At 65.5% G+C, this 24,350-nt stretch carries 33 protein-coding genes and 2 tRNA genes; 27 read left to right on the top strand and 8 right to left on the bottom strand.

The annotated features are described in order from the left end of the window. Nucleotides 1–205: 205 nt before the first annotated feature. On the top strand, nucleotides 206–712 hold the full coding sequence (locus tag FHS55_RS10540) for a hypothetical protein (RefSeq protein ID WP_183189670.1): 507 nt from the start codon (nucleotides 206–208) through the stop codon (nucleotides 710–712). A gap of 9 nt (nucleotides 713–721) precedes the next feature. On the opposite strand, the gene FHS55_RS10535 is transcribed toward FHS55_RS10540, so the two are convergent. Then, nucleotides 722–874, bottom strand: a complete 153-nt coding sequence (locus FHS55_RS10535) for a hypothetical protein (protein ID WP_183189669.1) — start codon at nucleotides 872–874, stop codon at nucleotides 722–724. Nucleotides 875–1,047: 173 nt separating this feature from the next. Between FHS55_RS10535 and FHS55_RS10530 the strand changes: the two genes are divergently transcribed. After that, a complete protein-coding gene (locus FHS55_RS10530; RefSeq protein ID WP_183189668.1) occupies nucleotides 1,048–1,458 on the top strand; it encodes a hypothetical protein in 411 nt (136 codons plus the stop codon). Between the two features lie 131 nt (nucleotides 1,459–1,589). Beyond that, the gene (locus tag FHS55_RS10525; protein WP_183189667.1) at nucleotides 1,590–2,441 is read left to right on the top strand and encodes a BRO family protein; all 852 of its coding nucleotides are present in this window, start codon (nucleotides 1,590–1,592) and stop codon (nucleotides 2,439–2,441) included. Between the two features lie 85 nt (nucleotides 2,442–2,526). Here FHS55_RS10525 and FHS55_RS10520 read toward each other — a convergent pair whose 3' ends face one another. After that, complete coding sequence (locus FHS55_RS10520; RefSeq protein WP_183189666.1) at nucleotides 2,527–3,498, bottom strand: hypothetical protein; 972 nt, start codon at nucleotides 3,496–3,498, stop codon at nucleotides 2,527–2,529. A gap of 337 nt (nucleotides 3,499–3,835) precedes the next feature. On the opposite strand from FHS55_RS10520, the gene FHS55_RS10515 reads away from it, so the two are divergent. The 24 genes from FHS55_RS10515 (at nucleotide 3,836) to FHS55_RS10405 (ending at nucleotide 21,201) form a co-directional block, all read left to right on the top strand. Then, entirely contained in the window at nucleotides 3,836–5,914 is a 2,079-nt protein-coding gene (locus FHS55_RS10515; protein WP_183189665.1) for a phage tail tape measure protein, read from the top strand. A gap of 36 nt (nucleotides 5,915–5,950) precedes the next feature. Beyond that, entirely contained in the window at nucleotides 5,951–6,412 is a 462-nt protein-coding gene (locus tag FHS55_RS10510) for a DNA circularization N-terminal domain-containing protein (RefSeq protein WP_183189664.1), read from the top strand. Between the two features lie 8 nt (nucleotides 6,413–6,420). Next, nucleotides 6,421–7,002 (top strand): hypothetical protein, encoded by a 582-nt coding sequence (locus FHS55_RS10505; protein ID WP_183189662.1) that lies wholly within the window; start codon nucleotides 6,421–6,423, stop codon nucleotides 7,000–7,002. Nucleotides 7,003–7,047: 45 nt separating this feature from the next. Next, complete coding sequence (locus FHS55_RS10500; protein ID WP_183189660.1) at nucleotides 7,048–8,100, top strand: phage baseplate assembly protein; 1,053 nt, start codon at nucleotides 7,048–7,050, stop codon at nucleotides 8,098–8,100. Nucleotides 8,101–8,103: 3 nt separating this feature from the next. Continuing rightward, nucleotides 8,104–8,586, top strand: coding sequence for a phage baseplate assembly protein domain-containing protein (locus tag FHS55_RS10495; RefSeq protein ID WP_183189659.1), 483 nt, complete (start codon nucleotides 8,104–8,106; stop codon nucleotides 8,584–8,586). Continuing rightward, complete coding sequence (locus tag FHS55_RS10490; RefSeq protein ID WP_246340020.1) at nucleotides 8,583–9,086, top strand: phage GP46 family protein; 504 nt, start codon at nucleotides 8,583–8,585, stop codon at nucleotides 9,084–9,086. The genes FHS55_RS10495 and FHS55_RS10490 overlap by 4 nt, the downstream gene beginning before the upstream one ends. Beyond that, on the top strand, nucleotides 9,076–10,155 hold the full coding sequence (locus tag FHS55_RS10485; RefSeq protein ID WP_183189658.1) for a baseplate J/gp47 family protein: 1,080 nt from the start codon (nucleotides 9,076–9,078) through the stop codon (nucleotides 10,153–10,155). The genes FHS55_RS10490 and FHS55_RS10485 overlap by 11 nt, the downstream gene beginning before the upstream one ends. A 24-nt stretch (nucleotides 10,156–10,179) precedes the next feature. Next, nucleotides 10,180–11,004: a putative phage tail protein gene (locus tag FHS55_RS10480; protein WP_183189656.1), complete on the top strand. Its 825-nt coding sequence runs from the start codon at nucleotides 10,180–10,182 to the stop codon at nucleotides 11,002–11,004. Nucleotides 11,005–11,037: 33 nt separating this feature from the next. Beyond that, nucleotides 11,038–12,129: a glycine-rich domain-containing protein gene (locus tag FHS55_RS10475; protein WP_183189655.1), complete on the top strand. Its 1,092-nt coding sequence runs from the start codon at nucleotides 11,038–11,040 to the stop codon at nucleotides 12,127–12,129. A 1-nt stretch (nucleotide 12,130) separates the two neighbouring features. Next, nucleotides 12,131–12,673 carry a hypothetical protein gene (locus FHS55_RS10470; protein ID WP_183189654.1) on the top strand — a complete coding sequence of 181 codons (543 nt, stop codon included), beginning with the start codon at nucleotides 12,131–12,133 and terminating at the stop codon, nucleotides 12,671–12,673. A 153-nt stretch (nucleotides 12,674–12,826) separates the two neighbouring features. Next, a complete protein-coding gene (locus FHS55_RS10465) occupies nucleotides 12,827–13,090 on the top strand; it encodes a spike base protein, RCAP_Rcc01079 family (RefSeq protein WP_183189653.1) in 264 nt (87 codons plus the stop codon). A 7-nt stretch (nucleotides 13,091–13,097) separates the two neighbouring features. Continuing rightward, nucleotides 13,098–13,274 carry a hypothetical protein gene (locus FHS55_RS10460; RefSeq protein ID WP_183189652.1) on the top strand — a complete coding sequence of 59 codons (177 nt, stop codon included), beginning with the start codon at nucleotides 13,098–13,100 and terminating at the stop codon, nucleotides 13,272–13,274. Next, nucleotides 13,274–14,560 carry a hypothetical protein gene (locus FHS55_RS10455; RefSeq protein WP_183189651.1) on the top strand — a complete coding sequence of 429 codons (1,287 nt, stop codon included), beginning with the start codon at nucleotides 13,274–13,276 and terminating at the stop codon, nucleotides 14,558–14,560. The genes FHS55_RS10460 and FHS55_RS10455 overlap by 1 nt, the downstream gene beginning before the upstream one ends. Beyond that, nucleotides 14,557–14,784, top strand: a complete 228-nt coding sequence (locus tag FHS55_RS10450) for a hypothetical protein (protein ID WP_183189650.1) — start codon at nucleotides 14,557–14,559, stop codon at nucleotides 14,782–14,784. Before FHS55_RS10455 ends, FHS55_RS10450 begins: the two co-directional genes overlap by 4 nt. Nucleotides 14,785–14,814: 30 nt before the next feature. Then, complete coding sequence (locus FHS55_RS10445) at nucleotides 14,815–15,678, top strand: glycoside hydrolase family 108 protein (RefSeq protein ID WP_183189649.1); 864 nt, start codon at nucleotides 14,815–14,817, stop codon at nucleotides 15,676–15,678. Beyond that, the gene (locus FHS55_RS10440) at nucleotides 15,675–16,007 is read left to right on the top strand and encodes a hypothetical protein (RefSeq protein WP_183189648.1); all 333 of its coding nucleotides are present in this window, start codon (nucleotides 15,675–15,677) and stop codon (nucleotides 16,005–16,007) included. Before FHS55_RS10445 ends, FHS55_RS10440 begins: the two co-directional genes overlap by 4 nt. Further along, the gene (locus tag FHS55_RS23715; protein WP_281379581.1) at nucleotides 15,997–16,125 is read left to right on the top strand and encodes a hypothetical protein; all 129 of its coding nucleotides are present in this window, start codon (nucleotides 15,997–15,999) and stop codon (nucleotides 16,123–16,125) included. Before FHS55_RS10440 ends, FHS55_RS23715 begins: the two co-directional genes overlap by 11 nt. Then, nucleotides 16,122–16,427, top strand: a complete 306-nt coding sequence (locus FHS55_RS10435) for a hypothetical protein (protein WP_183189647.1) — start codon at nucleotides 16,122–16,124, stop codon at nucleotides 16,425–16,427. Before FHS55_RS23715 ends, FHS55_RS10435 begins: the two co-directional genes overlap by 4 nt. Further along, nucleotides 16,411–16,686: a hypothetical protein gene (locus FHS55_RS10430; RefSeq protein ID WP_183189646.1), complete on the top strand. Its 276-nt coding sequence runs from the start codon at nucleotides 16,411–16,413 to the stop codon at nucleotides 16,684–16,686. Before FHS55_RS10435 ends, FHS55_RS10430 begins: the two co-directional genes overlap by 17 nt. A gap of 416 nt (nucleotides 16,687–17,102) precedes the next feature. Further along, complete coding sequence (locus FHS55_RS10425; protein ID WP_183189645.1) at nucleotides 17,103–17,495, top strand: hypothetical protein; 393 nt, start codon at nucleotides 17,103–17,105, stop codon at nucleotides 17,493–17,495. Then, a complete protein-coding gene (locus tag FHS55_RS10420) occupies nucleotides 17,492–18,796 on the top strand; it encodes a KGGVGR-motif variant AAA ATPase (protein WP_183189644.1) in 1,305 nt (434 codons plus the stop codon). Before FHS55_RS10425 ends, FHS55_RS10420 begins: the two co-directional genes overlap by 4 nt. Next, nucleotides 18,793–20,286 (top strand): hypothetical protein, encoded by a 1,494-nt coding sequence (locus tag FHS55_RS10415; RefSeq protein WP_183189643.1) that lies wholly within the window; start codon nucleotides 18,793–18,795, stop codon nucleotides 20,284–20,286. The genes FHS55_RS10420 and FHS55_RS10415 overlap by 4 nt, the downstream gene beginning before the upstream one ends. 387 nt (nucleotides 20,287–20,673) lie before the next feature. Continuing rightward, complete coding sequence (locus FHS55_RS10410) at nucleotides 20,674–20,898, top strand: hypothetical protein (protein WP_183189642.1); 225 nt, start codon at nucleotides 20,674–20,676, stop codon at nucleotides 20,896–20,898. 9 nt (nucleotides 20,899–20,907) lie between these two features. After that, nucleotides 20,908–21,201: a hypothetical protein gene (locus FHS55_RS10405; RefSeq protein WP_183189641.1), complete on the top strand. Its 294-nt coding sequence runs from the start codon at nucleotides 20,908–20,910 to the stop codon at nucleotides 21,199–21,201. Here FHS55_RS10405 and FHS55_RS10400 read toward each other — a convergent pair. From FHS55_RS10400 to FHS55_RS10375, 6 genes are all read right to left on the bottom strand, one after another. After that, complete coding sequence (locus FHS55_RS10400) at nucleotides 21,198–21,851, bottom strand: SOS response-associated peptidase (RefSeq protein ID WP_183189640.1); 654 nt, start codon at nucleotides 21,849–21,851, stop codon at nucleotides 21,198–21,200. The two genes, FHS55_RS10405 and FHS55_RS10400, sit on opposite strands and share 4 nt — an antisense overlap. A gap of 135 nt (nucleotides 21,852–21,986) precedes the next feature. Beyond that, nucleotides 21,987–22,063, bottom strand: a tRNA-Arg gene (locus FHS55_RS10395). Nucleotides 22,064–22,124: 61 nt separating this feature from the next. Beyond that, nucleotides 22,125–22,430, bottom strand: a complete 306-nt coding sequence (locus tag FHS55_RS10390) for an ETC complex I subunit (RefSeq protein ID WP_183189639.1) — start codon at nucleotides 22,428–22,430, stop codon at nucleotides 22,125–22,127. A gap of 306 nt (nucleotides 22,431–22,736) precedes the next feature. Further along, nucleotides 22,737–22,813, bottom strand: a tRNA-Pro gene (locus FHS55_RS10385). Between the two features lie 110 nt (nucleotides 22,814–22,923). Next, on the bottom strand, nucleotides 22,924–23,358 hold the full coding sequence (locus tag FHS55_RS10380) for a DUF192 domain-containing protein (protein WP_343056112.1): 435 nt from the start codon (nucleotides 23,356–23,358) through the stop codon (nucleotides 22,924–22,926). 268 nt (nucleotides 23,359–23,626) lie between these two features. Then, complete coding sequence (locus FHS55_RS10375; RefSeq protein ID WP_183189637.1) at nucleotides 23,627–24,229, bottom strand: cold-shock protein; 603 nt, start codon at nucleotides 24,227–24,229, stop codon at nucleotides 23,627–23,629. Nucleotides 24,230–24,350 lie beyond the last annotated feature (121 nt).

Raw genomic sequence — 24,350 nt, 5'->3', positions numbered from 1 at the left:
GGCGGCGTCGGCGGTTTGGGCAGCGAACCGGATGCATGAACCTGTTGCATGACCATCATCTCACTTCTTCGAGCCACCAGAGGGCTTCGGGGGTGGGGGAGGTGCTGGCTTGGGCTTGCTATCACCCGTGCGAACAACACTGGTGCCGGGGCCTTTTGTGCCGGTAGGCTGTTTCTGAGGAAGAACTTCAAGGAAAGGTGGCTGCATGAGCGGGAATCCTTACCAAGGTGCCGACCCGAAGATGCTAGCTGAGGTCCTGCGGGAAGCCGAATCCTATCTCGCGGCACAGTTGCAGTGCGGGTTGGCCGCCGATGCGCGGGCCATCTCCTTCGTCAGTGTGATTGCGGCGGCGGCGGCGATCGTTGCGGCGACAGGGTTCACGCTGCTTCTGCAAACCGACCCGTCACCATTTGGCCGGCCGGCGCTGGCCATTGCCGGCGGGTTCCTCATCGCCATGGGGCTTGCTAGTTACTCGGCGCGCCCCGTCGGCTTCCATTATTGCGGAAACACACCTTCATCCTGGATTGAAGATATCCGCCGCAGGGTGACGCTTGAGGATGCGCTTGCCGAGCAGCTTCAACACTATGATGACCAAATACTGCACAATGCCGCCATTCTGCGCGGCAATGGGCGCTGCATGCGCGCGGCTCTCATCGCGACGTGGCTGTCCCTTTTTCTCGGTGGGGCTTACGCCCTGACGCTCTTGCCTTGATAGCCTGAGCTATTTCGGCTGATCGTCGCCTTCCTCGATCTCCGGCGCTGGCGATAGCAGCCCGTGGCCGATCAGCCAGTCCTTGACGATCCGGCGGATTGCCTCAGGGCGGGTTGGTAAATCTTCCTGTTCCCGCCGCCAGTCGTCTAACTGGGTGATCATATCCCTAGCCACGCGAACCGTAACGGCTTCCGTGTCCGCTGGAGGCCTGCCAATTTTTGCCATTGTAAAGTCACCCGTTGACGTCAAGACTTTATGACGTCATAAAGTAACAGGCCGAGCAGGAGGAGGCAACCTCTTGCTCGGCCCTAACCCCCTCCATCGGAGCTAAGCCGATGATTGAAGCTGACGCGACCTTAGCGCGGGCGGCACTGCCGCGCCATGCCGACACGAACCCGTCGCCCGCCAGCGATGACCCGACTTTCGCGGTGCTGAAGCGCCATGCCGCCCTGTGGAAAGCCTGGGGCGCGGCGATTTCGCGGACCGATGCCGCCCAAGAGGCCTTTGGCGAGGCGTCCGCCGCCTACCACAGCGCCTATGACCAGCAGCAGGAGATCGGCGATGCCGCCTGCGATTACCGGGACGAAGTGCTGATCACGACCGTGCCGCGCACGGCGCCGGGCCTTGCGGCCTATGTGGCGCATGTGCGGGGTGAGAAGGGATATCGCGATATCTCCGCCGAAGAGGTATTCGCCGATATCATGAACACCATTCAGGCCTCGCTGCGCCTGATCCAGTCCAACTGATCCCACGCTTTGCCGCCTTTTCCCCGGGGCCAAGGGGAAGACGCGACACCGAGCTCCATCGGCTCCGGTGATCGCGAAAGCGACCCTGTGCGTCTCAGGCTTGGCCGGCCGGACGCCGATGGAGACTGAGCATGAATGCGATCGTGAATTTCGACTTCGAGGGCAAGGGCGTCCGCACCGTGACCATCGACAATGAACCTTGGTTCGTCGGGTTGGATGTCTGCCGCATCCTCGAAATTAAGGACCATACGCAGGCTTTGGATCGGCTCAGTGACGATGAAAGGGGTGGGTGCACTGTACCCACCCCTCGCGGCGAGCAGCAGGTTATCGTCATTTCCGAGCCCGGTGTGTACCGGCTGGTGTTCGCCTCGCGCAAGCCTGCCGCCGAGCGCTTCAAGCGATGGCTCGCCCATGAGGTGCTGCCGGCACTGCGTAAGACGGGCTCGTACGTGATGCCGGCGGCCCGTCGACCGCTTCGGCCCCGGTTCAAGGGTGATCTTCACCCCGCCGAGGTCTCGGCATGGTCGAGCGCCGCGCGGGTCTATCACGCGGTCTACGGCAAGAAGGCGGCGCAGGAGCTGATCGAGCGAAGTCCGCTCCCGCCACCGAGCGCGGCGCTTGCGCTTTCCGCCGGCCGGTGGAGTGCCGACGACACGCTCGCGTTTCTGCTGGACCTCGCCGCGGGCGACGCGCTGACACTGGGCGAACTGGTGCGGGCGGCGCTCAACGACAAGGCGAAGCGGCGCGACCTTGAGGAGTATGGCGTGCTGCTGCTCGACCTCGACGCCGGGCCGGCAATGATCGTGGCGGACGATCATCCGTTCCTGCGGCAGGGCTTCGAGGACACGGAAATCTGCTACGCGTGGAAGGACCGGCTGCGCCTGCTGCCGGGCGCACACCGCGCCGCCAAACCGATGCAGATCGACGGAAAGCTGAGGCGCGGCGTTGTGGTGCCAATGATCACGCACTCGCCACCCGAATAATTTCGAATGTAAATGCTGTGGGATAGGCCACGCCCGAAGCCCTCGGCACTCGCCGTGAAAGCAGGGCGAGTGCCGATACTACTCGCTACGCTTCCGGCGCATCCTTTTCCAAGATTTGAGAATTGGCCAGAAAATCGATCATATTCTGCACGGCAGTGACGTGGGCCTGGAGAGCTTCGCAGTTTTTCTGATAGCCGATGAACTGCCTGGTCAAGCCATCCATGCATGCTCTTATGTCGATAAGACTGCTTTCGCCGTCCCCCACGTCGAAATGCTTGAGGCCGGGGAACCACGGAACTGGCTCCTTTCCTCCCGGACCCTGCTTCTGTTCTCTTGAGTAAGTGAACCCCGAATCGATGGAACCGGAAATAACCGTCACGACATATTTCGACGGTATTCCTGGTATTCGCTTTCCGGAATCATTGGTGCTGGGGGCCGAGCCGGCATCATAGTTGGATAGCCATGCCGTGCCGAGGAAGGAATTAGCTTGGGACCTTAATTGATCCATACTCGCAATTGCACGCAACCGAGCATGTTCTATGGATTTTGGGTTCGATGCGGCTATCGCGTGACTGAAGTACTGCTCTACGGCTCCGATGCGAATCGTGCTCATGGACGATTTGGTGAAACGCAGTACGCTTCCAGCATAGAGCTGGGTAAGAACGCCGGAAAAAACACCAGAATAATACGTAAATCCGAATTGATTCCAGTCGTATAAAGAGCCAAAAGCCTGCGTGATCAGCGAATGAGCTACAATTAATGCATCTCTTTGGCTGCTAGGTGCCGTGCCGTTCCTTACATCGGGGGCTATTGACTCAATAGATATTCGGTTCCCTTCCACTTGATTTTTGAAAATTGATGGGGCAACATTGCTAACTTTGCCGTCAATGATTACAATCCATACTTTTAGCTCATTCAACTCGGCAATTACGACATCTAATTTTGAAGAAATCTCATCAAGTTTAGAGGATACTTCGTTTTTCCATTTAGAATCGCTTTGCTTGTCAAAATAGCTTATCGCCGAAGAGATAATTGAGGCGATTGTTGCAGGATCCATCGCTCATCTCACAGTTTGTCGGCTGGCAGGTACCGGACGATTACCGCACGGAAACAAAAGACTTTCAACTCGGATTTGTCTCATCGTCGGTCGTCGAATATCGTATCCGTTTTGGATTCCGACCCTCTAATGTCGATATTTAGACCATAAATATATTTGCGAGAAAGCGACACGACGCGATTGTGTTATTTCGTGACGAAGTAGAATTTTTGATAGAGATATTAGATAAGCCACGTTTATATGGCTAGAGTCGGTAGTGATATGGCCTGCGTTCGCCGGAAGTGTGTTGTTTTGATTGTCAGAATATACGGTTGGTGAACGGATCGTAAGGTGTCTCATGGCCACGGACGTTGAAGCTCGCCTGAAAATCAAGGCGGTTGATGACACCGCCAAGGGCTTCGCCTCATTCGAAAGTCGTCTTAAGAAGGCGGAGCGCCTATCCGAGCAGGTAGCGAGGCGGGAGCGGCAGATTGCCAAGATCGACCGCGCGCATGGGCTTGCGGCAAAAGTGGAGCAGCGCGAGGCGCAGGTCGCCCGCCAGTCCGCGATGGCGGCGGGGGTCGGGCGGCTTGGCGGCATGGCGGCGGGTGCGCTGGGTGGGGCGCTGGCGACCGGCGCGATTGTCTCGGCCGTCAAGGACTATGCCGCGCTCGAACGTCAGATGACGCGGATCGGCCTTGCCGCCGGCGCCACGGACGAGGAGACCAAGTCGGCGACGCAGGATGTCGCCAAGCTCGCCGACGCTGTCGCCCTGCCTCTCGATCAGGCGGTAACCGGGCTCGACGCGCTGGTGGCGACGGGAATGAACATGAGGGAGGCAATGGCCTTCCTTCCGTCCGTGCTGCGCACGGCGCAGGCCAGCGGATCCTCGACCGACGAACTGGCGGCGTCGGCGAATGCGCTGGGCACCTCGTTCAAGGTGGCGGGCGGCGAGATGCAGCAGGCCTTCGACATGCTGGTGACGGGTGGCCAGCTCGGCCAGTTCGAACTCAAGGACATGGCGCGCTACCTGCCCAGCCTCACCGCGTCGGCCGCCAAGCTCGGCTATTCCGGGCTGGATGGCACTAAAAAGCTGGTGGCGATGCTGCAGACGGTACGGCAGGTCACCGGCACCTCGGAAGAGGCCGCGACCGCCGTGCGGCAGGCGTTTGAAAAGATCCTGTCGCCCACGGTGGCCGCTGCGTTCAAAAAACAGGGCGTCAATATCGGGCAGGTGCTGGAAAAGGCGGCGAAGACAGGCAAAGACCAGTTTGAAGCCGTGCTCGACGTGCTCGGCAACCTCACGAAGGGCATGAGCGAGACACAGCGTAACATGATGATCTCGTCGATTTTCACCGACGAGCAGGCCCGCACAGGCGTCACCGCGCTCCTGAAGCTGCGGGATGCCTACAAGGGGTATCAGCAGGAGATCGGTAATTCGGCAGGCGCGGTCGAGGGCAATCTCAATCGTGTGCTCGCGGACACACAGGCGGCGGTCGACCGGCTCGACAATGCCTGGGGCAAACTCTGGAAAACCGTGGGCAAGGCCGCCGACAGTTTCGGGGCCAGCACGGTGATGGAGAAGATTTCGGGCGGGCTGAATTACGCGGTCGATCAGCAGCAATCCGCGCTCGACGCCAACAAGGTCGCGCAGCAGGTCATGGATAAGGAGGGCTGGGACGCTTCCAAGCGCCGCAAGTTCACCATGTGGGCCTCGGGCGACGACATCCGCGACCTGGCGCGGCGGGGCGGCTGGCGTGGCACGCCGGAAGAAGAGGCCGCCGCCGCGGAGAAAACGCGGGTGCAGAGCGATTCGCGGATCGTCTCGACCGAGAAGACGCTGCGTGAGGCGGAGCAGCAGCGCGACAGCGGGATTTTCCCGTACGTCCCCGGCGAGGTGGAGAAAGCCCGCGCGGCGCACGACCAGGCACTCAATGACCGGGCGCAGGCCGAGGCGCAGAGCCGGTGGGGTGGATCGGAAGGCGCGCCGGCCTGGATGAGGGGTGAGGCGCCAATCTGGTCCAATCTCGCCGACATGCCGACGACTCCTCGCCCTGAAGCCAGCCCGCTGCGCGGGGTTCCTCTGCCGCCGGCGAACCCTGAGAGAGCGGCGCCGACGATGAGCTTCGAGGCCGCGCCGGTCGGAGCGGGCGTCGAGGATCTGCGGGCGGCATTTGATCAGGCGCGTGGCTCGGTCTCCGATGCGGGCACCGAGGCCGGCACCGCGATCGAGGGCGGCGCCCGGCAGGGGGCGGATCTGCTCAATGGCGCGGCCGACAATCTGCGCCGGGCGGGGCAGGATGCCGCCGCCGCCATTTCGGCGGCGAAGCCACAGGCGCCGGCCTATTCCGGGCCGGTGGGACGCGGGGCCTATGCCCGGCCGAACGCCAATCTCGGCGCCTCGATGCCGACGGCGGGCACGCCGGGCGCGCCGTGAGGGGCGCCCGGCTCACAACCTTGATCAGGAGTTCGCATGCGCAACTGGCAGCGCGACCTGCGCCGCGCCTCCTTTCGCGGGGTGCGTTTCTGGGTCGAGGATGATTCGTCGGAGGATGGCCGCCGCGTCGTGGTGCACCAGATCGTCGGCGGCGAGGTGCCGGTGACCGAGGATATGGGCCGTCGCGTGGCGACCTTCGACGTGCGGGCCTATGTCGTCTCGGATGTGGCGGACCTGGAGAGCCTCGCCTTGCGCGCGGCATGCGGGCTGCCCGGCGCCTCGCTGCTGACCCTGCCGATGGAGCCGCCGCAATTCGTGCGCTGCCTCGCCTGCCGGCCGAGCCGCAGCCGCGACCGGGCCGGATATGTCGGTTTCGATCTCTCCTTCGTCGCGGCCGGCGGCGCCTTCTCCGCGCTGGCGACCGGCATTCCGGCGCTGCGGCTCACCTTCGGCGTCAATCTCGGCCCGGTGTCGCTCGCGCTGTCCGTCGATCTGTGAGGGTGCCCATGGACTGGCTTGCCGACCTGATCGACCGTTTCGTCACCGCGCCCGACGACCTGCTGCTCGCCCGCCGGCGGCTGGATGCCATCCGCCTCGGCGGCACGGCGGGGGCGAGCGCCTATCTCGAGGCCTGCCGGCTGCTCGGCGAGGCGGCGAGCGACAGTGCCGGGCTGATCGCCGCGCTGGACGATGTCGAGGATCCTTCGACGCTCGACTCTGTCGGCCTGCTGGTGATCGCCTGTTTCGCGAGCGTGAAACAGGATTACGCCGCGCGGCCGGATGCGCAGCGGGCGCGCGCCGCGCTTGCCGCGCGGGCGGACCCGGTGATCGAGGCGGCGGGCACGAAATATGGCTATGTGCTGCAGGACTGGCTGACCGCGCTAGCGGGGCAGGCGGCTTTGCAGCTTTCCGAGATCGCCACGACCCGCGCGCCGCTGGTGCGGGTGGAGACCGGCGTGTCGCTGCCGGCCACCGTGCTGGCCTGGCGGCTCTATGGCGACCCCGCCCGCGACGCCGAGCTGGTGACGCGCAATCGCACGGGCACCGCCATGGTGATGCCGGTGGTGCTGGAGGCGATTGCCCCCTGACCGGCGCGCCCTGACTTCGATCGTGATGAACGAGGATGACGCGCGATGCTCAACGTGATCGGGCTGAGCGTCGCCGGCCGGCCGCTGGCCTTTGATAGCTGCGAGTTGACCGCGAGCGCCGAGGAGGCGGTGCGCTCCGGCAGTTTCGACGTGGTGTGGGTGGACGATGGCCTGCCCTGCGGCGAGGATGACGAGTGCCTCGTGACGATCGACGGTGCGCCATGGCTCACCGGCTATGTCCGCGACATCAATTGGTCGGCCGATCCCGATTCGCGCATCGTCACCGTGTCGGTCGTCTCGCGCACGGTGGATGCGACCGAAGGCGCGATCGACCATCCCACGGGGTCGATCGAGGATTGCGACCTCCGGGATATCGCCGCCAGTTTCGACACGGGGGGCGTGGGCGTCGATGTGGAGATCGACACCGAGAAAAAGCCGCTACACCAGATCGTGCCGGGCGAAACACTGTTCGCCACGCTGGAACGCGAGGCGCGCGCGGCGGGCGCGTTGATCCATGACACGCCGCAGGGCCGACTGAAAATCGTCGCCGGGCCGGAGGGGCGCCATGCCGGCATCCTGGCAGAGGGCGTCAACATCACTCGCGCCTCCGGCACGCTCTCCGGGCAGTTCAATTATTCCGAGGTCAAGGTGCGCGGGCAATCGAGCTTTGGCACCAATGGCGCGGCGCTGCGGCCGGAAGCGCAGGCCAAGGGCACGGCGCAGCGCAAGCGCACGCTGATCATCTACCACGAGGGCGAACTCACCTCCGCGCGGGCCAAGAAGCGCGCGCAGTGGGAGGCCAAGCGCGCGGCGGGCCGGGCCAAGGCGGCGTCGATCACCGTGCCCGGGCTGAGCGACGCGGCCGGCACGCTGTGGACGCCTAACTGGCTCGTGCCGGTCGATGTGCCGCGCGGCGCGCTGAGGCAGGACATGGTGATCGCGCAGGTGAGCTTCGCGCAACAGGGCGACGGCAGCGGTACCGAAGCGACGCTGACCCTCAAGGACCCGCGCGCGCTGGGCGGCGAGAACCCGCGCGGCGACAGCGCCAAGGGCTGGGAAGCGCCCGGCGAGGACGACCCGAGTTTCCGCGAGGATTGACCGATGACATCGGATGCCAATGTCACGCGCATGCGACTCGATGGCGCCGTGCAGCATCGCGCGGGGCAACAGTTTCTCGCTGGCAAGGGCTATGCCGGCGAGGCGTTTCCTCGGGTGCACCGGGTGGAGCCGCATGGCTTCACGTCGCACCCGGTGGCGGGCGGCATTGCCACGGTGATCGGCGCGCGCGGCAATCGCGACAGCCTTTATGCGCTGGGCGGGGCCAATCCCGGCCTCGTCCCGGTGCTGCCGCAGGGCGGGACGGCGATCTACGACCATCTCGGCAACATCGTCTCGCTGGTGATGACGGAATTGCGGATCGTCCACGCGAGCAGGATCCACCTCGTCGCCCCGGAGATCATCCTCGAGGGCGAGATCAAGCTCGGCGGCCCGGGCGCCAGCCGCCCGGCCTCGGCGCAGGGCACCGTCGACACCGGCGGCTTTGCCGATGTGACCAACCCGGCCACCAAAGTCTGGATGGAATGATGCGCATCGTCCCGCTCGACACCGGATCCGAGCCGGTGATCCTGCCCGATCTCCTGTGGAACGGCACGACCGGCGACATCGCGGTCGATCCCGCCACGGGCGACCTGGTGTCCGGCGCGGCGATCGAGACCGCCGTGCTCATGTGCCTGATGACCGATTGCCGGGTCGAGGATTACGAGCTGCCGGAGGGCGAGAGCAACCGGGGCTGGCCGGGCGATGCCATCGACCAGCAGCCCGGCGACGTGCCGCTCGGCTCCAAGCTCTGGCTGCTGCGGCGCCGGGCGCTGACCGAGGGAATCGAGATCGAGGCGCAGGACCATGCCCGCGCCGCGCTGCAGACGCTGCTCAACCAGCAGGTGGCGGTGCGGGCCGACGTGACCGCGACCCGCCTGCCGGAAAACAACCGGCTGGAGCTGGATGTCGCGCTGTACGGGCGCGACGGGCAGCACATCTATCACCGGCGCTTCGCCGTGTTGTGGGACCAGATCAATGCCGCTTGATGTCCGCTCGCCCGACGAACTCGGCGCCCGCGCGCGCGGCTTTTTCCGCCAGTACCTCACCGGCGCGGATGCCTGGATCAAACAGAATTTCGTGGCCGTCACCGCGCGGGTGCTGGCGCAGTTCGGCCGGGCCTATGAGCTGCGGCTCAAATACCTGTTCGACCAGCTGTTCGTGCGCACCTGCACGGAAATCTCCATCCTGCGGCTGCATGGCGCGGATGTGCGGGTCTATCTCAAGGGTGCGGCGGCGGCGACGGGGTCGATTGCCGGCATCGGCCAGCCCGGCGCAACCTATCCCGCCGGCGTGCGCTACCTCTCGGGCGGCACCACCTATCTCACCACGGCGGCCTTCACCGCTTCGGGCGATGGCAGCTTTGCCGCCGCTGTGAAGGCGGAGACGACCGGCGCGGCAACCAATCGCGATGGCGGCGCGGCGCTCGCGCTGGCCGATGCCGCGCTTTACCCTACGCTGTCCGACACGGTCGATGTCTCTTCCGACGGGCTCGGGGGCGGGGCGGATATCGAAGGTATCGAAGATTTTCGCGCCCGCATCCTCGCGCGAAAGGGCCAGCCGCCGCAGGGCGGATCGCTCGCCGATTACGAGCGCTTCGCGCTCGAGGTGCCGGGCGTGGTCAAGGCCTGGGCCTTCGCCTTTTCCGGCGGGGTCGGCTCGATCGTGGTGTTTTTCCTCTTCAGGGGTCGCCCGAACCTCATCCCCACCGAGGCGGATGTCGCGGTGGTGCAGGCCTATATCGACGCCAAGCGGCTCATCCGCGTGGATGATGATGTGGCGTCGGCGCCCACGCCGGATCCGGTCGACATCACCATCGACAATCTCACCGTCGACACCCCGGAAATCCGCGCCGCGATCGAGACGGCGCTGGATGCCATGTTCCTCGCGCGCTGCAGGCCGGGCGTGGTGGCCAAGCCCTTCACGCTCTCGCGCTCCTGGATCGGCGAGACGATTTCGGCGGTCGCCGGCGAGGACAGTCACACGCTGGCGGCGCCGGCCGGCGACCTCACCTTTACCGCCAGCTACCCCGTGCGCGGGACTGTGACCTATGCGTGAGGTGCGCCATGCGTGAGGTAGTCCATGCGTGATCCCGGTCTCAACACCTGGACTTATTACGCGCCGGTCACCGCCGGGGGCGATGTACCCCCGCCCATGCCGGGCGACGCGCTCTCCGATCCCTCGGTCGAGGGCCTGCTTTCCGCCGGCCTCGCCTGCTGGCCGGTCGGCGCGGCCTGGGGCACGCCGGACGGCATGGCGGCGGGTGACGACACCGGGCTTGCCCGCTTCACGCGCGCGGTGCTGGCACCCTTCGTCGATCTTTATGCCCGCGCCTGGCGGCTGGTGGTGGAAAGCACCGCCGGCACCATGGGCGACAGCCTGCCAGAATGGGAGGCTGACCACGGCTTGCCGGATGCCTGCACCTCGGTGGACCAGTCGACGGCCGGGCGGCGGCAGGCGGTGCAGGCGCGCGTGCGCGGCACGGGCGTCATCACCCCGCTGGATTTCGTGCGCCTCGCCCATGATCGCGGGTTCGAGATCGCGATCGAGGAGCCCGCGCTGTTCGAGTGCGGTTTTTCGGAGTGCGGCGGCGAGCACACGCTCGGCGATGCGCGCGAGGAAGCCTACTGGATCGTGCATGTGAGCAACATCGCGGTCGATTATTTCGTGGTCGGCGAGAGCGAGTGCGGTTTCGATCCGCTTTTCGCCACCTCCGGCCTCGATCGGCTGCAATGCCTGTTTCGCGGCCTGTACCCCGGCTGGACGCAGCCGGTTTACGAGATCGACGAGGAGCTCCCGCCCTTCGCCCATGACTGGCTGACCGGCCTCGACAGCGGCGGCGAGCGCTTCTTCCCCCGCGCGCTCCTCGACGGCGGCTCTTCCGCGCGCCTGTCCGGCATCCTCTGACGCGCTCCGCGTCCCCACCTTCAGGACATCGCCATGAAATATCAGGCACCTTTCGGGTCGCTGGACCCGGATGCGCCCTATGTCGACCGCAACACGCCGGGCGCCACGCGCGGCTCGGTGCCGCCGGCCAAGGCGATCGAGCACCCGCAGCGCGAGCAGGACAACCTGATTCGCGCGGCGGGGATTACGCCGACGGCCGATGACCTGTCGCAGGTGACGCGGGCCGTCCGCTCGGGCCGGCTCAATTACGCCGCTGCCGGAGGCACCGCGACGGCGCTGACCGCGTCTCTCAGCGTGCCGCTGCTGGCGCATTCGGCCGGCATGGGTTTGCGGCTGCTAGTTTCCACCGCGGCGACGGGCGCGACCACGCTGACGGTGGATGGAGTGGCCGGGGCGATCCAGCGGCCCGGCGGCGGGGCGATCCAGTCGGGCGACTGGTCGGCGGGGCAGATACTCGATCTGATCGATACCGGCACCGCTTGGCAGCTGGTCGCCATGCCGGCATCGGCCGGTGTGTTGGCCAACTCGGCCGTGTGGACGGTGGCCGGCATATACAGTTGGGTCCCCCCGCTCGGCGTGACGCGCGTGAAGGCGCGTCCGGCCGGCGCTGGCGGCGGCGGCGGGGCCTGCGGCTCCTCGGGCGGTGCCTCGGGCGGCTGTGGCGGTGGATCGGGCGAGGGCGTCTATACCGTGGTGCCCGGCACCAGTTATCCGGTCGTGATCGGCGCGGGCGGCGTAGGCGGAACATCGGCCGGTAATGGCGGCAATGGCGGTACCACGTCGTTCGGGTCGTTCATTTCGGCGACAGGCGGCGGTGGCGGCGGCGGTATCGCGTCCGGCTACTCGACATATCTCGGCACGCCCGGCTCCTGTACCGGCGGGCGGATCAATTTCACGGGCGGCCTCGGTTCGGCAGCGCTGACTGAATACACCGGCTCCCTCATACGCTTCGTGGGCGGGACGGGCGGCGCCTGCATAGGGTGGGCGCCGTCGACGCAATATGCCCGCCAGCAGGCGTGGGCGCCGTCCGGCCCCGGTGGTGGCGGCAGCGCGGGCGGATCATCGCAGAGCACCGCTGAAAATGGTTTCGCCGGCGCAGACGGCTGCCTCGCTTTGGAGTGGTGATATGAAATACCTTCGCATTAAGGCCGGGCTCGCCGTTGAGACCTTCGAGTCCGACGGCGATATCGAGACGATGTTCCATCCGTCTCTCATATGGGCGCCGGCGAGCGAGGCCGATGTCGGGTGGAGCTATGCCGATGGCGTGTGGTCGCCGCCGCCCGCCCCCCCCGAGGTCGACCTCATCGCGCTGAAAAGCAGCCTCAAATCCTACATTGATGCGGAGGCCGAAGCCGAGCGGGTGAAGTACATCACCGCCGGGGCCGGGCAGGCCATGACCTATCAGGCCAAGGCCGAGGAGGCGCGCCGGCTGGCGGATGATGCCTCACCCGCGCCATCGGATTACCCGCTGCTTTCGGCCGAGATCGGTATCACCGCCGGCACCCTCGCCGATGTCGGCGCCGTCGTGCTGGCCGCCTATCAGCAATGGCTCGCCATCGGCGCGGCCATCGAAGCCGTGCGGCTGGGTGGCAAAAAGGCCGTCGACGCCGCCGCCACGCCCGAGGCCGCGCAAGCTGCCGCCGCCGTCATCTGGCCCGCAATCGGCTGACGCCGACGATCTGGCCTGCCGCCGCGCGTGCGCCAGCACCAGCGCGACACCGATCGCCGTCACCGCAAAAGGCGCCGTAAAGCCGATCCACCACGCCATTCCTTGCGCCATCCGCGCCGCCTCCGGGCGGTTTTTTCATTTGGGGGGCACCCAATGCCGATCGTCGATCCATTCCCGCTTGCCAATATCGATTACACCGGCCCGGCCGACAACGCGGCGGCTGTCGTGCCGAATGACGCGACCGATCTTGCCTACGTCCCGCGCGAGATCTGGGTGGGCACGCAGGGCGATCTCAAGGTGACCACGCGGGGCGGGCAGACAATCACCATCCCCAATGCCGTCGGCCGCCTGTCGTTGCGCGTCACTCGCATCTGGGCGACCGGCACGACGGCGGCCGGCATCGTCGTGCTGTGGTGAGGCGGCCATGAGCGCGATCGGCATTGGCGCCGGCCCGGCCCTCACCCCCGCCGGCGGCACGCTGGTCTGGCCGCCGGTGGGGCACCTGTTTCTCACCGCGCTCCTCGCCGATGGCCGGCGCGTCACGCCGCTCGGCCGGGTCGAGCCGGGCCCAATCCTGCGCCTCAACGGAAAGGTCTCCTGATGGCCGGCGAAATCGAAACCGCGACGAAGCGCCTGCTCGGCCATGTCATCGGCCATGACGCGCAGGGCTATTTCGGCCGCCAGCCCCTGGCCAAGGCCATCCGCTACGGCGTGAGCCATGCCGCGTGGGACACGCCCGCCGGGGCGGTGCTCGACATCGATTTCATCAATGACCGGGCGAGCTGGTTTGGCATCAAGTTCGCCACGATCGCCGATTTCATTAGCTTTGTCGGCGGCACGGTGCTTTCCGGCACCGGCGCGAGCCGGGTCATCCGCATCCCGTGGACGGATAATTCGGTCTACGTGGTCGCCGAGTTTATCCAGTCGGGGGATGCCTGGGCCAGCGGTTCCCGCTGTCCCTATGAGTTTTATTCCAACGATAACAACCGGTTCACCGCCACGCGCAATACGTCCGGGCTGCTGGGCGTGGCGGGGGTCACCGCGGGCACGACATCGTACCTGCCGGCGGGTTTCGGCCCGATCGGCGGGCCGATCCTGCGGGTCGCGGCCTCCTATGGCGCCACCATGCGAGGCGCCTATAATGGGCAGGACGCCCAGCTTTCCACCAACTGGCCCGGGGCGCCGGCGGTCACCAATCTCGTCATCGGCGGCGATCGGACCGGCGCGAATTTCGCCTCGCCGTTCCGCCGGTTCACCATCTACGCCGATGCCGTTACCGATACGGCTCGCATCAAGGCGGATAGCCTCCCGGCCTGGGATTGCTGGGTGGACGGCGACAGCTTTGGCGGCGGCGCGGGCAACCCCGAAATCGGCTTCGGGCGCTCGCTCGCGCTGCTCGGCTGGACGCCCTATGTGACGGCGGTCGGCGGCTCTACGCTGGAGCAGATCAAGACGCGCATGCTGGCGGCGCCGGCCTTCGCGAAGGCCTTGCCGACGCTGTGGTGGGACGGCGACAATAACAGCTTCGACGCGACGACCGCCAATGATGTCGCCCGCCATCAGGCGATCATCGCGGCGCTGGGCCACACGAACTACCTGATCATCCCCACCGCCAAGCGCGAAGGGCAGTCGGCGTCGGCGCAGACGGCCGTCACCGCGCTCACGGCCGCGCTCCTCGCGGCCTATCCCGGCAAGGTGCTGCCGTGCATGCCCTATCTGCTCTCGCTGTCCAACGGCACCACGGATGTGACCGCCGTCGCCAACGGCAACGTGCCGCCCTCGGCGCTCATGGTCGACGGCGTCCACCTCGCCGCACCGGCCATGACCGGCTTCGCGGCGCTGGTCGACAGCGCGATGCGCGGCATGGCCTGGGGGATGGCGGCATGATGGAGGCCGCGGTGCCAGACCTGATGCTTGAGGATATCGATCTCCTGCGATGGTCGATCGCCGATGACGGCATGATCCGGACATCGGCGGTGTCCGTGTCGGCGCCTGTCCGCCGCCTTGCCGCCGCTGGCGCGATCGAGCGCGTCGCGACATCCACATCCGGCCGAGGCTGGAGCGCGCTGTGGCGCGTGACCGAGCGCGGCCGCGCGCTCGTGCCCGCCTGACCTGACACCTCCCACAATCTGGAGACCATCATGACCGCGTCGAGCTATGACGGGGCGCTCAAGCGCGTGCTCGTGCATGAGGGCGGATATGCCAATCACCCCGCCGATCCGGGCGGGGCCACCAATCGCGGCGTCACCCAGCGCGTGTATGACGGCTGGCGCACCCGCAAGGGTCAGCCCGCGCGGAGCGTGCGCGAGATCACCCCGGCCGAGGTCGCGGCGATCTATGACATGCAGTACTGGGACAAGGTCCGCGGCGACGATCTGCCCGCCGGCATCGACTATGTCGTTTTCGACGGCGGGGTGCATAGCGGGCCGGTGCAGTCGGTCAAATGGCTGCAGCGCGCGCTGGGCGTCGCGGCGGATGGCTCCATCGGGGCTGCCACGCTGGGCGCGCTCGAAGCGCATCCCGACCACGACGCGCTGATCGCCGACATCATCGCCCGCCGGTTGGCCATGCTGCGGGGCCTCAAGACCTGGTCCACCTTCGGCAAGGGCTGGTCGAGCCGGCTGAAGGACGTGCTGGCGCATGGGCAGGCGCTGGCGCGCGGCAGCGTCGGCCCCAAGCCGACCTATACGGCAGCCGGCGCGGCGCCGGCACGCATCGCGGATATCGCGACTCCCCCGGCGCCGATCGGTGGCTCGGCCGGCGCTGTGGCGGGCGGCGGCGGCGTGGCCGTCGTCATCGATCAGGCCAAGGATACGCTGCAGCCGATGGTCGGCGGCGGCGGCGTGGTCGACACGATCTTCGCCGGGCTGGTGGCAACCGGCATTGTCGTGGCTGTCGGCGGCGTCGCCTATGGCATCTGGGCCTCTCGCCGCAACAAAGCGGCGAGCGCCATCCTGAGCGGTGACGCCGTCGCCGACATCAGCGGCCTGGCGGAGGCGGCATGAACTGGCTCCTCGATCTCATCCCCTGGTGGCTGTGGGCGCTCGCGGGCGCCGGCCTGCTCGCCGCGACGTGGCAGATCTGGCTGCCCTGGTGGTTCGCCCTGCCCAAGCCAATCCGCACCGGCCTCGCCGTCCTCGCGACGGGCGGCCTTGCCTATCTCGCCGGCCGCAACACGGGTTCGGCCGGCGCCCTCCAGCGCGCCCGGGAACAGGAGCAAGCCCATGCCGACGACATCCGCAAAAGGGGCACTGATGCGCGCGCCCATTCTGATCGTGACGCTGTGTCTGGCCGGCTGCGCGACGACGACGGATGGAAGCGGCGTGACGGGTAAGGCGGTGTGCGACAGCTTCCGGCCGGTGCTGTGGTCGGATGCCGACACTGACGAGACGATCCGTCAGGCGAAGGCCAATAACGCGGTCGGCCGCGCGATCTGCGGGTGGCGCCCGTGACGGACGAGGTGCCCGCTGCGATCATCGAATCGATCCGCCGCGACGTGATCGAAGAACTGAAGGATGATTTCCGCATCGTGGTGCGGGATGTGTTCCGCGAAGAGCTACACGCGATCGGCCTTCGCGCTGCCAGCGCCGATGAGGTCGATCAGGCGCGCGAGGATTTCCGTGCTCTGCGGCGCTGGCGACTGGCCATGGACGGCATCGCCTCCAAGATCGGCTACACAGTCATCACCGTGCTGGTGGGGGCGATGTTGATCGTCGCATGGGCAGGGGTGCGCGTGCATGTCCTGCGACCATGACAAGGCTGGCGGCGAGCCGGCGGCATTTCCGCCGCTCGCCGCGGCGCGGCCTGATCGGTTCCCGGGGAGCTATCTGTTGCCCAGTGATCCAAGCGCACGCGCCGTCTATGACGCCAAGCTCGGCATGTTGATCGTGACCGAGCGCCATCATCGCGTGCACGGCCAGATCGAGGATGTGGAGCGATGGGCCGCGACGCTCATCGCGGCGTGCTGGGAGGCGCGGCGGATTAAGAGGAATGAGCGCGGATCGCGCGGATAGCGGTGCTGTCCGTGCCGGACGGAAATGTGAGCCGGCCGGGACGGATGTGCTCACGCCATCGGCGGAAGTTCGCCGCAGCGACGACGAATGGCCAGTTTGGGGCCGGTGGCAGACTGTCCGCTATTGGGGACTTCAAACGAGAAGCGGACATATCGCCGGTGAATGCCCAAGGCCGGAACTGACCCATAGCTGTCCCTCAACTGCCCTTTCAGCAACGACCGCTTGCGCCCTCATTTCGGCCATGTGCGACCCAATCCTGCAACCCTAAGTCGGCCGCTCGCCGCGCTTGGGTATAGCTCCGTAGATAGGCGGTAAGGGTTGTTCACTGCGGCTGGCATCCAACGCTGGGAGGTCTAAACTAACGCGCCCGCAGCCCGAAGCTTGGCAAGTGGCGCGCCAGGGACTAGCAACGATCCATGAGCCAATTCACTCCAAACATGACCAAGGCCGCCCATCGAAATTGGGCCGCTGCCGAACGCCTCATGAACACAGTGCCGCCCGACCGAACGACCGCAGGTTATCTTTATGGAATTGCGGCCGAGTGCGCTATCAAGGCCTTGTTCCGCGAACTTTCCTGGACCACCGACAGTAAAGACGGACCCGTCTACGCCCACTTCCCAGGCCTCAAGTCGAAACTTCGCGACGAGATTGCTGGGCGCGGGGCCGCGCCGCTCGTTCGGTTTACCGATCAGCATTACATGGAGGGCTGGGCTATCACCGTCCGCTATAGCGACGGCACACGTCCCGATGCGGCAACTCTGGAAAGATGGCGCGGCCATGCGGACGAAGCCCGGGCGGCCTTGCCATGAGGCGCCCCATTCGTTTCGACGACAGCATCCCGCAGCTAATCGCCAGTCTCAAAGCTGCATATTCTGGAGATTTGGCTGCCGCAGATCCCATCGTGATCCGGGACTTTGAAGGCCGCCTTGGGGTCATTCTGGAAATCCCCACAGCAGATCTCGACCATTTGAATAGTGCGGTCGCTGAAAGCCTTGGCCCATATGCCCGCCCCGAAGCCGCCATTCGCGGACGCGACGCGGCCGGCGCCTCACGGATCGTCGAGGAAGCTCAAACCGCACCTGTTCTGAAAATTGACGGCGTGAACCTCCGGCTACTCGACCGCCGGATTGTCGGTGTGGATTGGATGGCGCCTCCAGTGATCGAGCCAGGCGCGATCCCTCGAATTGCGTTTGTCAGCATCAAGGGCGGTGTGGGCCGCTCCACAGCGCTTTCTATCGCGGCAACGCATCTGGCTCAGGCCGGTTTGCGGGTTCTCACTGTGGATCTCGATCTAGAGGCTCCGGGGCTCGGCGCGACACTCTTGAAGCCAGAGGAACTACCCACCTATGGCGTCGTGGATTGGCTCGTCGAAAACGGGCTTTCCGGAACCGATGGCACGTTCCGCGCCGATTGCATTGGCAGGTCTTCCCTTCTGGATGGAATTTCGGTCGTGCCCGCCTTTGGTAGCCAAACCCTGGCACATCCCGCCGATGCGCTCGCCAAAATTGCCCGGGCAAGCCTCGAAGATATGCGCGATGGTGTTAAAATACCAGTTCGCGTTCAACTGCTAGAAATGATTGAGAACTTTGAGGCTACTGGTGACTACGACGTTGTGTTGATCGACGGGCGCGCGGGCCTGCACGAAACGACGGCGACCCCGGTCCTTGGGCTTGGCGCGAAAGTGCTCCTTTTTGGCATCAATGAGCCGCAGACCTTCCAGGGCTATGCCTTCCTATTGGCTCACATCCGAGATCGCATCCCTGACGGTGCAGATTGGGAGGAGAAAGCCTGGTTCGTGCAAGCCAAAGCAGATCCCGGGGACGCGGAGGTCGCCAAGGAGCGTTTCAACGCACTTTGGAACATTAAGGAAGGTCCGCTTACAAAGCCCGAAAGGCTGGGGCCGGACGATCTCGAGTTGGTCTGGGCGGACAATGATGCTCCAGCCCCCCTGCCCAAGGAACCGGTGCCCGTGCTGCGCATCCTCAATGATGACCGCTACCGCAGCTTTAATCCAGTTGCGAACCGCGTGCAGCTCGATGAGCGGCTCGTGCGGTCGACCTTCGGAGAGCTATTGGATTGGCTCGACGAGCAGATGGATTTAGCCAAATGAGCGTTAGCCAGAAATCCCTGTCCTGCACACTGGAGGACATCTCGGCGGTCCGCGAGGCCATCGCTCGGTTTGACCCCAGCGCGTCGACGACAATTGTCGGAGCCGACAAGGCCAAACTGCGGGACATTTTTGCGCCCACAGCCCATAGCAACGCGCTCGACCCTGCGACCACGCTTGTTCTCGGCGCGCGCGGGGCCGGCAAGAGCTTCTGGGCGAGCGTGCTCTATAACGAGGACACCCGGAAGCTCGCCGCCGATCTCTACCCGCGCCTGGGGCTCGACAAGCTCCGGGTCCAGATCGGATTTGGCGGCGTGGGCCGCGCAGGCGCGTCAAAGGCTGTCATCGACGAACTGGTACCCCATGGGCAGGAGAGGGCCACTGCAGACCGCTTCTGGCACGCCGTCATCGCAGGCGCGGCCCTCAAAGTGACCGAGCCTGATCAAAGACACGCCCCCACAGACATGCTTAAACGTTTCGCGGATCCCCAGGATTGGGTCGATGCCATGACGGAGGTCGATGACGACCTGAGCAACCGGGGCGAGTCTCTCCTGATCGTCTTTGACGCACTCGATGCAATCTCGGAGGATTGGGGACGGCTTAACGGCCTCATTGACGCGCTGATGCGCTCGGTTTGGGAGTTGCGGGGATTTGATGCGATCCGGGCCAAGCTCTTCATGCGACCGGACCAGTTGAGCGAGCTCAGGCTACGATTTGTGGAACTGCCGAAGCTGCGCAGTGGAGCGGCCAAGCTAAGGTGGACGCAGACGGATCTCTATGGGCTGATGTTTGCAAGATTGGCTTTTGACGAAGAGGCGGGAGAGGCCTTCGATCATTTCCTCGTATCCCTTGGCTTGGGCAAGCCGCCGGGAAAACAAGAGGAGCTTCGGACATGGAGGCTGTCGAATAATGAGACCCAGCAAGAACGGCTTTTCGAGGCCATGGCAGGCAACTTCATGGGTGCAGGACCGCGAAAGGGAAAAACCTTCGACTGGCCGTATAACCATCTGGCAGATGGCCTCGGAGATGTAACGCCACGCAGCTTTCTCATCCTGATGCAGAACGCAGCGGAGCGGTCCCAATCCCGAGATGCGGGCGCCCTTGTCCTCCTGCCTCAAACGATCCGGGAAGGACTCCGGGAAGCGTCTAAAGTCCGCATCGAGCAGCTCAACACCGAATACCCCTGGATCAAGCGGGTTCTACAGCCCCTCGCGGGTCTACGAGTGCCGGCAGCGCCACAGGTCTTCTTTGACGCCTGGACGGAGAACGCCACCGTAGAAGCTGCCGTGAAAATTGCGCGCAAAGAGAATGCCCTCCCTCCAGTATTAACCGGTTCATCTCAGAATCCCGGCCTTCTGGATCGAGAGCCAGACCTAGCCAACCGCCTGACCAAGATGGGCGTTCTTACAAGCCGATCAGATGGGCGCTACGACATGCCCGACCTCTTCCGCATCGGGGCAGCGCTACTGAAAAAAGGCGGGGTGGCGCCATAAGCCTGAGGCGCTGTGAGGCTCCTAATTTAGAAAAGCCGTTCGGTGCAAAATTGCCAGCTCCGAACCGGCCAGTCATTGTCGTCACGGCGAACTTCTGGTTGTGGCGCAAAGGTGCTGACGTGCCCCACCTTGCTAATGTCCCTTTTGCGCAGCGGCGGTTACCAGATCAATGGCCGAGATGGCGGCGCAAAGCGGACGTCGCTGAAAGGCCGTCGAGGTTCCGCGACGGGGCAAAGCGGTTCGTCTGCTCGCCGTCCACATTCTTTGGCCGAGTCTGATGTCCCCGCCGTAGGCCGGACACCGGCAGCTCGGAGCAATCTGCACATTCCGCTTGTTCTCAGTTTGTTCTCATGGAATCAATCCGGCCAGCCACGCGAGGAGATGCCCATGACGAGTGCGCAGCCATCTGCTGAACCTGTACCGTTTGTCGCCAGTGACGCGGATATCGACATCATGCTGGAGCTGTGTGGTGACGACGCGCGCGAGGCAATTCGGGTGCTGATCATGTCCAACGTCAAGCTGCAGGACGAGATGGCCCGGCTGCGCTCGACCGCTATTCGCGCGGCGTCGCGTGGATTCATCCGCGCCCGGCCGGCACCACGGGCGGCATAGGGGCGGGCGGTGTCCGACGCAGGCTCGAGGCTGTCGGATTTTCCTTATGTCACCGTGCGCGTGCATTGCGAGCGCTGCGAACGATATGGCGTATACAAGCTCGCGCGGCTGGCGGCGTGCTACGGTCCCGAGATCGACCTCGATGAGCTGATCAAGCAGCTATCATCCGATTGCTACCACCGGCGGGAAACGCACCCCTATCGGCGGGGCTGCCGCGCGCGCCTGCTGGACTGGCCGCCACGCCGTCCGCCCGATGAGCCCATGCGCGCCTTTGTCGTCGTCAAGGGCGGCAAGGCAAGTTAACCTGTCGCGTCGATCGGCCTTTCGACTACCGCCACGGCATCATCGGACAGAGGCCGCTGCAGCGCCTTGGCCTCGCTCCACGGCGCCCGCAGCCAGGCCTCGCGCTCCTCGGCCGTGGTGAGAATCACCGGCATGGCCTTTCCATGCACGGCGCCGACGACGGCGTTTGGCTCGGTGGTTAGGAAGCCGTAGAGATCCGCCGTCACCGGGCCTTCCTTGAGCTTCCGGACGCTGGTCCAGGCCGTCCAGAGCCCAGCGAAGAAGGCGAGGGGCTCTTCGGCCGAGAGCGCAAACCACTTCCACGTCTCCGGCCCTTTTGCCCCCGCCGGCGGCTCGGAAAAGCTCGTGAAGGGCACAAGACACCGGTGCTCGATGCCGAGCCAGCGCCGCCAGTGCGGCGAGGAGGTGTTGCGGATATTGGTGACGCCCTTGTCGGTCTTCTTGCCCTCAAGCGCGAAGGCCGGCGACGGCATGCCCCAGCGCGCCATGACGATCTCCCGCTCGCCATCCGTTCCCGTCCGCACAATGGGGGCGGGATAGTCGGGATAGATGCCCGATTGCGGGGCGAGGTTGCCGGCGCCGTTGCGCAGCGTGCCGACCAAATCGGTGATCGCCTGGATGTTCGAATGGTGGCTGTAGAGGTTGCACATGCGGCGCGTCCTGCTCGGGACTATCTCGGGACTTATTGTCACGAACGCCGCCACAGCGGCCAAAATGTGCTTCTTCTGTTCTCAATAGATAGCATCAGGGCATCATCTTAAGTGACTGATGCCACGCGATAAAACTGGCGACCGCGGCTGGGCTCGAACCAGCGACCTGCCGCTTAGAAGGCGGCTGCTCTATCCAGCTGAGCTACGCGGCCTGAAACGCGCCGCGCGGCAGGCGGCACGTCGTTGCGAGGGAGCAGGCGCCCTCGGGGTGGCTCAGTGGGTCCATTGCCCCTGGCGGCGGAAGCTGAAATTGTCGGAATAGGCGATGCGGCGGCGCACCGGCTCCTTCGGCTCCTGCACCTGGTAGGCAATCCCATGCCGCTCGGCATAGGCGATCGCTTCTTCCTTGGTCTCGAAGCGCAGGCGAAGCTGGCTCTTCATGTCCGACGAACTGGTATAGCCCATCAGAGGCTCGACCTGACGCGGCGCCTCGGGCTCGTAGTCGAGCACCCAGAGCTTGGTCTTGGCCGTGCCGGACTGCATGGCGTTGCGGGTCGGCTTGTAGATGCGTGCAACCATTCAACTCGCTCCCTTGCCCGGCGCACGGGCTGCCTCGCCTTGCGGATGGCCGAGGCTCGGCGCGCCGCGAGCCTCTGAAAACCCTTACACGCGATCCGGCGGCGCCCCAGACGGCTACCTGAAGATTGCTTAAGACGAGGGTCGCGTTCTGGCAAGCGGGCATCGCGCCCATCGGGCGTCGGGCGCGCGCAACGCGGCGGCTCGTCCAATGCTCACAGGGGATCCGGCTTGCCAAAGAGGGGCTTCCGGCGGTCGGCCGGGCCGGGCTGGGGGCGCGCAACTCGTCGGCTCGGCCATCAAGGTGGGTGGTCGGGGCAGCAGGATTCGAACCTGCGACCTGAAGTTCCCAAAACTCCCGCGCTACCGGACTGCGCTATGCCCCGAAACCCGAACATGTGCCAAAGCACGTGTCCTGCGGCATCGCATCCGCCGCGTGCCGCGTCAAGCCGCGGCTGACGCGCGGCGGTCAACAGACTGCGGTTACAGGGCCACGTTACTTCGGCGCGAAGAGGGGGTGGACGACCTGGTCGCCGACCGCGAGGCCCCGCGCCTTGGCCGTGCCGCCGGCCAGTTCCAGCACCGCCTTGACCGAACCGCCGGATTCGATGGTCTGCGTCGAGAGCGGCGTGGTGTTCTCGGCAATGCTGGCGATCCGCCCATCGGCGCGGATGAACACCATGTCGAGCGGGATATAGGTGTTCTTCATCCACATGTAGATCGGCTGCTCGACGCCGAAATCGAACAGCATGCCGGCATTCGGCGCCAGTTCCGTGCGGTACATCAGCCCCTTGGCGCGCTCCGCCGGGGTGGTCGCCATCTCGACGGTGAAGGCCACCGGGCCCTTTTTGGTCTGGATCGTCAGCGGCTCGAACACCGCGCTCATGGCCGGATGGACGAGGAGAATCAGCGCGAAAATGAGTGCCAGCATGCCCATGAACCACGCCGGCGATGATGGCCGGGCAGCAGGTGGCACATGGATTGAGGCGGGCAGGGGCGAGGCAAGGGCCGCCGGGTAAGGCGCGGCCGGAGAAGCAGAAAAACTCATATGGAACCGGGCGCCGGGCGCCTTCCCTTGATGCTATGGAGCCCAATGCCGCCTTGCCTCGCGCGGGCTCACCCGGCTGGACAAAGCACTGGCCGCGAGGGCTCAAGCCCGGTGGCGATGGCCGGCACGCTTGAGCCGACCGAATTATGCGCTAGTGCGAGGAGGGCGTCGAGGCCCCGTCGGGCCGCACCTCGGCCGCCATCAGCCCCTTGGGTCCGGGCCCGAAGCGCACCAGTACCATCTGGCCGGGGCGCAGCTCAGTGAGGCCGTGGCGCCGGAGCGTCTCCATATGGACGAAAATGTCCTCGGTGCCCTCGCCGCGCGACAGGAAGCCGAAGCCGCGCAGGCGGTTGAACCACTTGACCCAGGCCCGTTCAAAGCCGCCGACCGGCTGCACCGTGACATGGGTGCGCGCCTGCGGCAGCTGGCTGTGATGCAGGGCAGTGGAGGCGTCCATCGAAATCACGCGCAGCGCCTGGAAGCCGCGGTCACGGGCGACCACCTCGCACACCACCCGCGCGCCCTCCTGCGCCGTGGTAAAGCCGCCACGCCGCAGGCAGGTGACATGCAGCAGAACGTCGCCGCCGCCATTATCCGGCACGACGAAACCATAGCCCTTGGAAAGGTCGAACCATTTGATGGTGCCGGCGATCTGGACGAGCGGACCCTCGCCTGTGCCGGTGGCATCCGCCTCGTCTTCAAGCGAACGACGCTCGCCTGCGCCATGTCGTGGCACCGTACCGTCCGACACCATCGGCCACTCACCCCCGCGAACGCCGGGCACCGCTATCCAGCCGGCGCCCATGCTGCCAGCGCCCGTCCTGCCAGCGTTTCATGATTCTACTCTCGCAAAGCATAGCACCCGAAGACGCCAC

This window comes from Ancylobacter tetraedralis, from assembly GCF_014195655.1.
Taxonomy (GTDB): domain Bacteria; phylum Pseudomonadota; class Alphaproteobacteria; order Rhizobiales; family Xanthobacteraceae; genus Ancylobacter; species Ancylobacter tetraedralis.
The sequence above is the reverse complement of the archived record's forward strand: the minus strand, read 5'-3'. Positions and strand labels throughout refer to the sequence as shown.

What these genes read in the sequence shown, in the direction of transcription:
- FHS55_RS10540 (WP_183189670.1), top strand. Translation starts at nt 206, where the DNA reads ATGAGCGGGAATCCTTACCAAGGTGCCGACCCGAAGATGCTAGCTGAG.
- FHS55_RS10535 (WP_183189669.1), bottom strand. Translation starts at nt 874, where the DNA reads ATGATCACCCAGTTAGACGACTGGCGGCGGGAACAGGAAGATTTACCA.
- FHS55_RS10530 (WP_183189668.1), top strand. Translation starts at nt 1,048, where the DNA reads ATGATTGAAGCTGACGCGACCTTAGCGCGGGCGGCACTGCCGCGCCAT.
- FHS55_RS10525 (WP_183189667.1), top strand. Translation starts at nt 1,590, where the DNA reads ATGAATGCGATCGTGAATTTCGACTTCGAGGGCAAGGGCGTCCGCACC.
- FHS55_RS10520 (WP_183189666.1), bottom strand. Translation starts at nt 3,498, where the DNA reads ATGGATCCTGCAACAATCGCCTCAATTATCTCTTCGGCGATAAGCTAT.
- FHS55_RS10515 (WP_183189665.1), top strand. Translation starts at nt 3,836, where the DNA reads ATGGCCACGGACGTTGAAGCTCGCCTGAAAATCAAGGCGGTTGATGAC.
- FHS55_RS10510 (WP_183189664.1), top strand. Translation starts at nt 5,951, where the DNA reads ATGCGCAACTGGCAGCGCGACCTGCGCCGCGCCTCCTTTCGCGGGGTG.
- FHS55_RS10505 (WP_183189662.1), top strand. Translation starts at nt 6,421, where the DNA reads ATGGACTGGCTTGCCGACCTGATCGACCGTTTCGTCACCGCGCCCGAC.
- FHS55_RS10500 (WP_183189660.1), top strand. Translation starts at nt 7,048, where the DNA reads ATGCTCAACGTGATCGGGCTGAGCGTCGCCGGCCGGCCGCTGGCCTTT.
- FHS55_RS10495 (WP_183189659.1), top strand. Translation starts at nt 8,104, where the DNA reads ATGACATCGGATGCCAATGTCACGCGCATGCGACTCGATGGCGCCGTG.
- FHS55_RS10490 (WP_246340020.1), top strand. Translation starts at nt 8,583, where the DNA reads ATGATGCGCATCGTCCCGCTCGACACCGGATCCGAGCCGGTGATCCTG.
- FHS55_RS10485 (WP_183189658.1), top strand. Translation starts at nt 9,076, where the DNA reads ATGCCGCTTGATGTCCGCTCGCCCGACGAACTCGGCGCCCGCGCGCGC.
- FHS55_RS10480 (WP_183189656.1), top strand. Translation starts at nt 10,180, where the DNA reads ATGCGTGATCCCGGTCTCAACACCTGGACTTATTACGCGCCGGTCACC.
- FHS55_RS10475 (WP_183189655.1), top strand. Translation starts at nt 11,038, where the DNA reads ATGAAATATCAGGCACCTTTCGGGTCGCTGGACCCGGATGCGCCCTAT.
- FHS55_RS10470 (WP_183189654.1), top strand. Translation starts at nt 12,131, where the DNA reads ATGAAATACCTTCGCATTAAGGCCGGGCTCGCCGTTGAGACCTTCGAG.
- FHS55_RS10465 (WP_183189653.1), top strand. Translation starts at nt 12,827, where the DNA reads ATGCCGATCGTCGATCCATTCCCGCTTGCCAATATCGATTACACCGGC.
- FHS55_RS10460 (WP_183189652.1), top strand. Translation starts at nt 13,098, where the DNA reads ATGAGCGCGATCGGCATTGGCGCCGGCCCGGCCCTCACCCCCGCCGGC.
- FHS55_RS10455 (WP_183189651.1), top strand. Translation starts at nt 13,274, where the DNA reads ATGGCCGGCGAAATCGAAACCGCGACGAAGCGCCTGCTCGGCCATGTC.
- FHS55_RS10450 (WP_183189650.1), top strand. Translation starts at nt 14,557, where the DNA reads ATGATGGAGGCCGCGGTGCCAGACCTGATGCTTGAGGATATCGATCTC.
- FHS55_RS10445 (WP_183189649.1), top strand. Translation starts at nt 14,815, where the DNA reads ATGACCGCGTCGAGCTATGACGGGGCGCTCAAGCGCGTGCTCGTGCAT.
- FHS55_RS10440 (WP_183189648.1), top strand. Translation starts at nt 15,675, where the DNA reads ATGAACTGGCTCCTCGATCTCATCCCCTGGTGGCTGTGGGCGCTCGCG.
- FHS55_RS10430 (WP_183189646.1), top strand. Translation starts at nt 16,411, where the DNA reads ATGTCCTGCGACCATGACAAGGCTGGCGGCGAGCCGGCGGCATTTCCG.
- FHS55_RS10425 (WP_183189645.1), top strand. Translation starts at nt 17,103, where the DNA reads ATGAGCCAATTCACTCCAAACATGACCAAGGCCGCCCATCGAAATTGG.
- FHS55_RS10420 (WP_183189644.1), top strand. Translation starts at nt 17,492, where the DNA reads ATGAGGCGCCCCATTCGTTTCGACGACAGCATCCCGCAGCTAATCGCC.
- FHS55_RS10415 (WP_183189643.1), top strand. Translation starts at nt 18,793, where the DNA reads ATGAGCGTTAGCCAGAAATCCCTGTCCTGCACACTGGAGGACATCTCG.
- FHS55_RS10410 (WP_183189642.1), top strand. Translation starts at nt 20,674, where the DNA reads ATGACGAGTGCGCAGCCATCTGCTGAACCTGTACCGTTTGTCGCCAGT.
- FHS55_RS10400 (WP_183189640.1), bottom strand. Translation starts at nt 21,851, where the DNA reads ATGTGCAACCTCTACAGCCACCATTCGAACATCCAGGCGATCACCGAT.
- FHS55_RS10390 (WP_183189639.1), bottom strand. Translation starts at nt 22,430, where the DNA reads ATGGTTGCACGCATCTACAAGCCGACCCGCAACGCCATGCAGTCCGGC.
- FHS55_RS10380 (WP_343056112.1), bottom strand. Translation starts at nt 23,358, where the DNA reads ATGCTGGCACTCATTTTCGCGCTGATTCTCCTCGTCCATCCGGCCATG.
- FHS55_RS10375 (WP_183189637.1), bottom strand. Translation starts at nt 24,229, where the DNA reads ATGGTGTCGGACGGTACGGTGCCACGACATGGCGCAGGCGAGCGTCGT.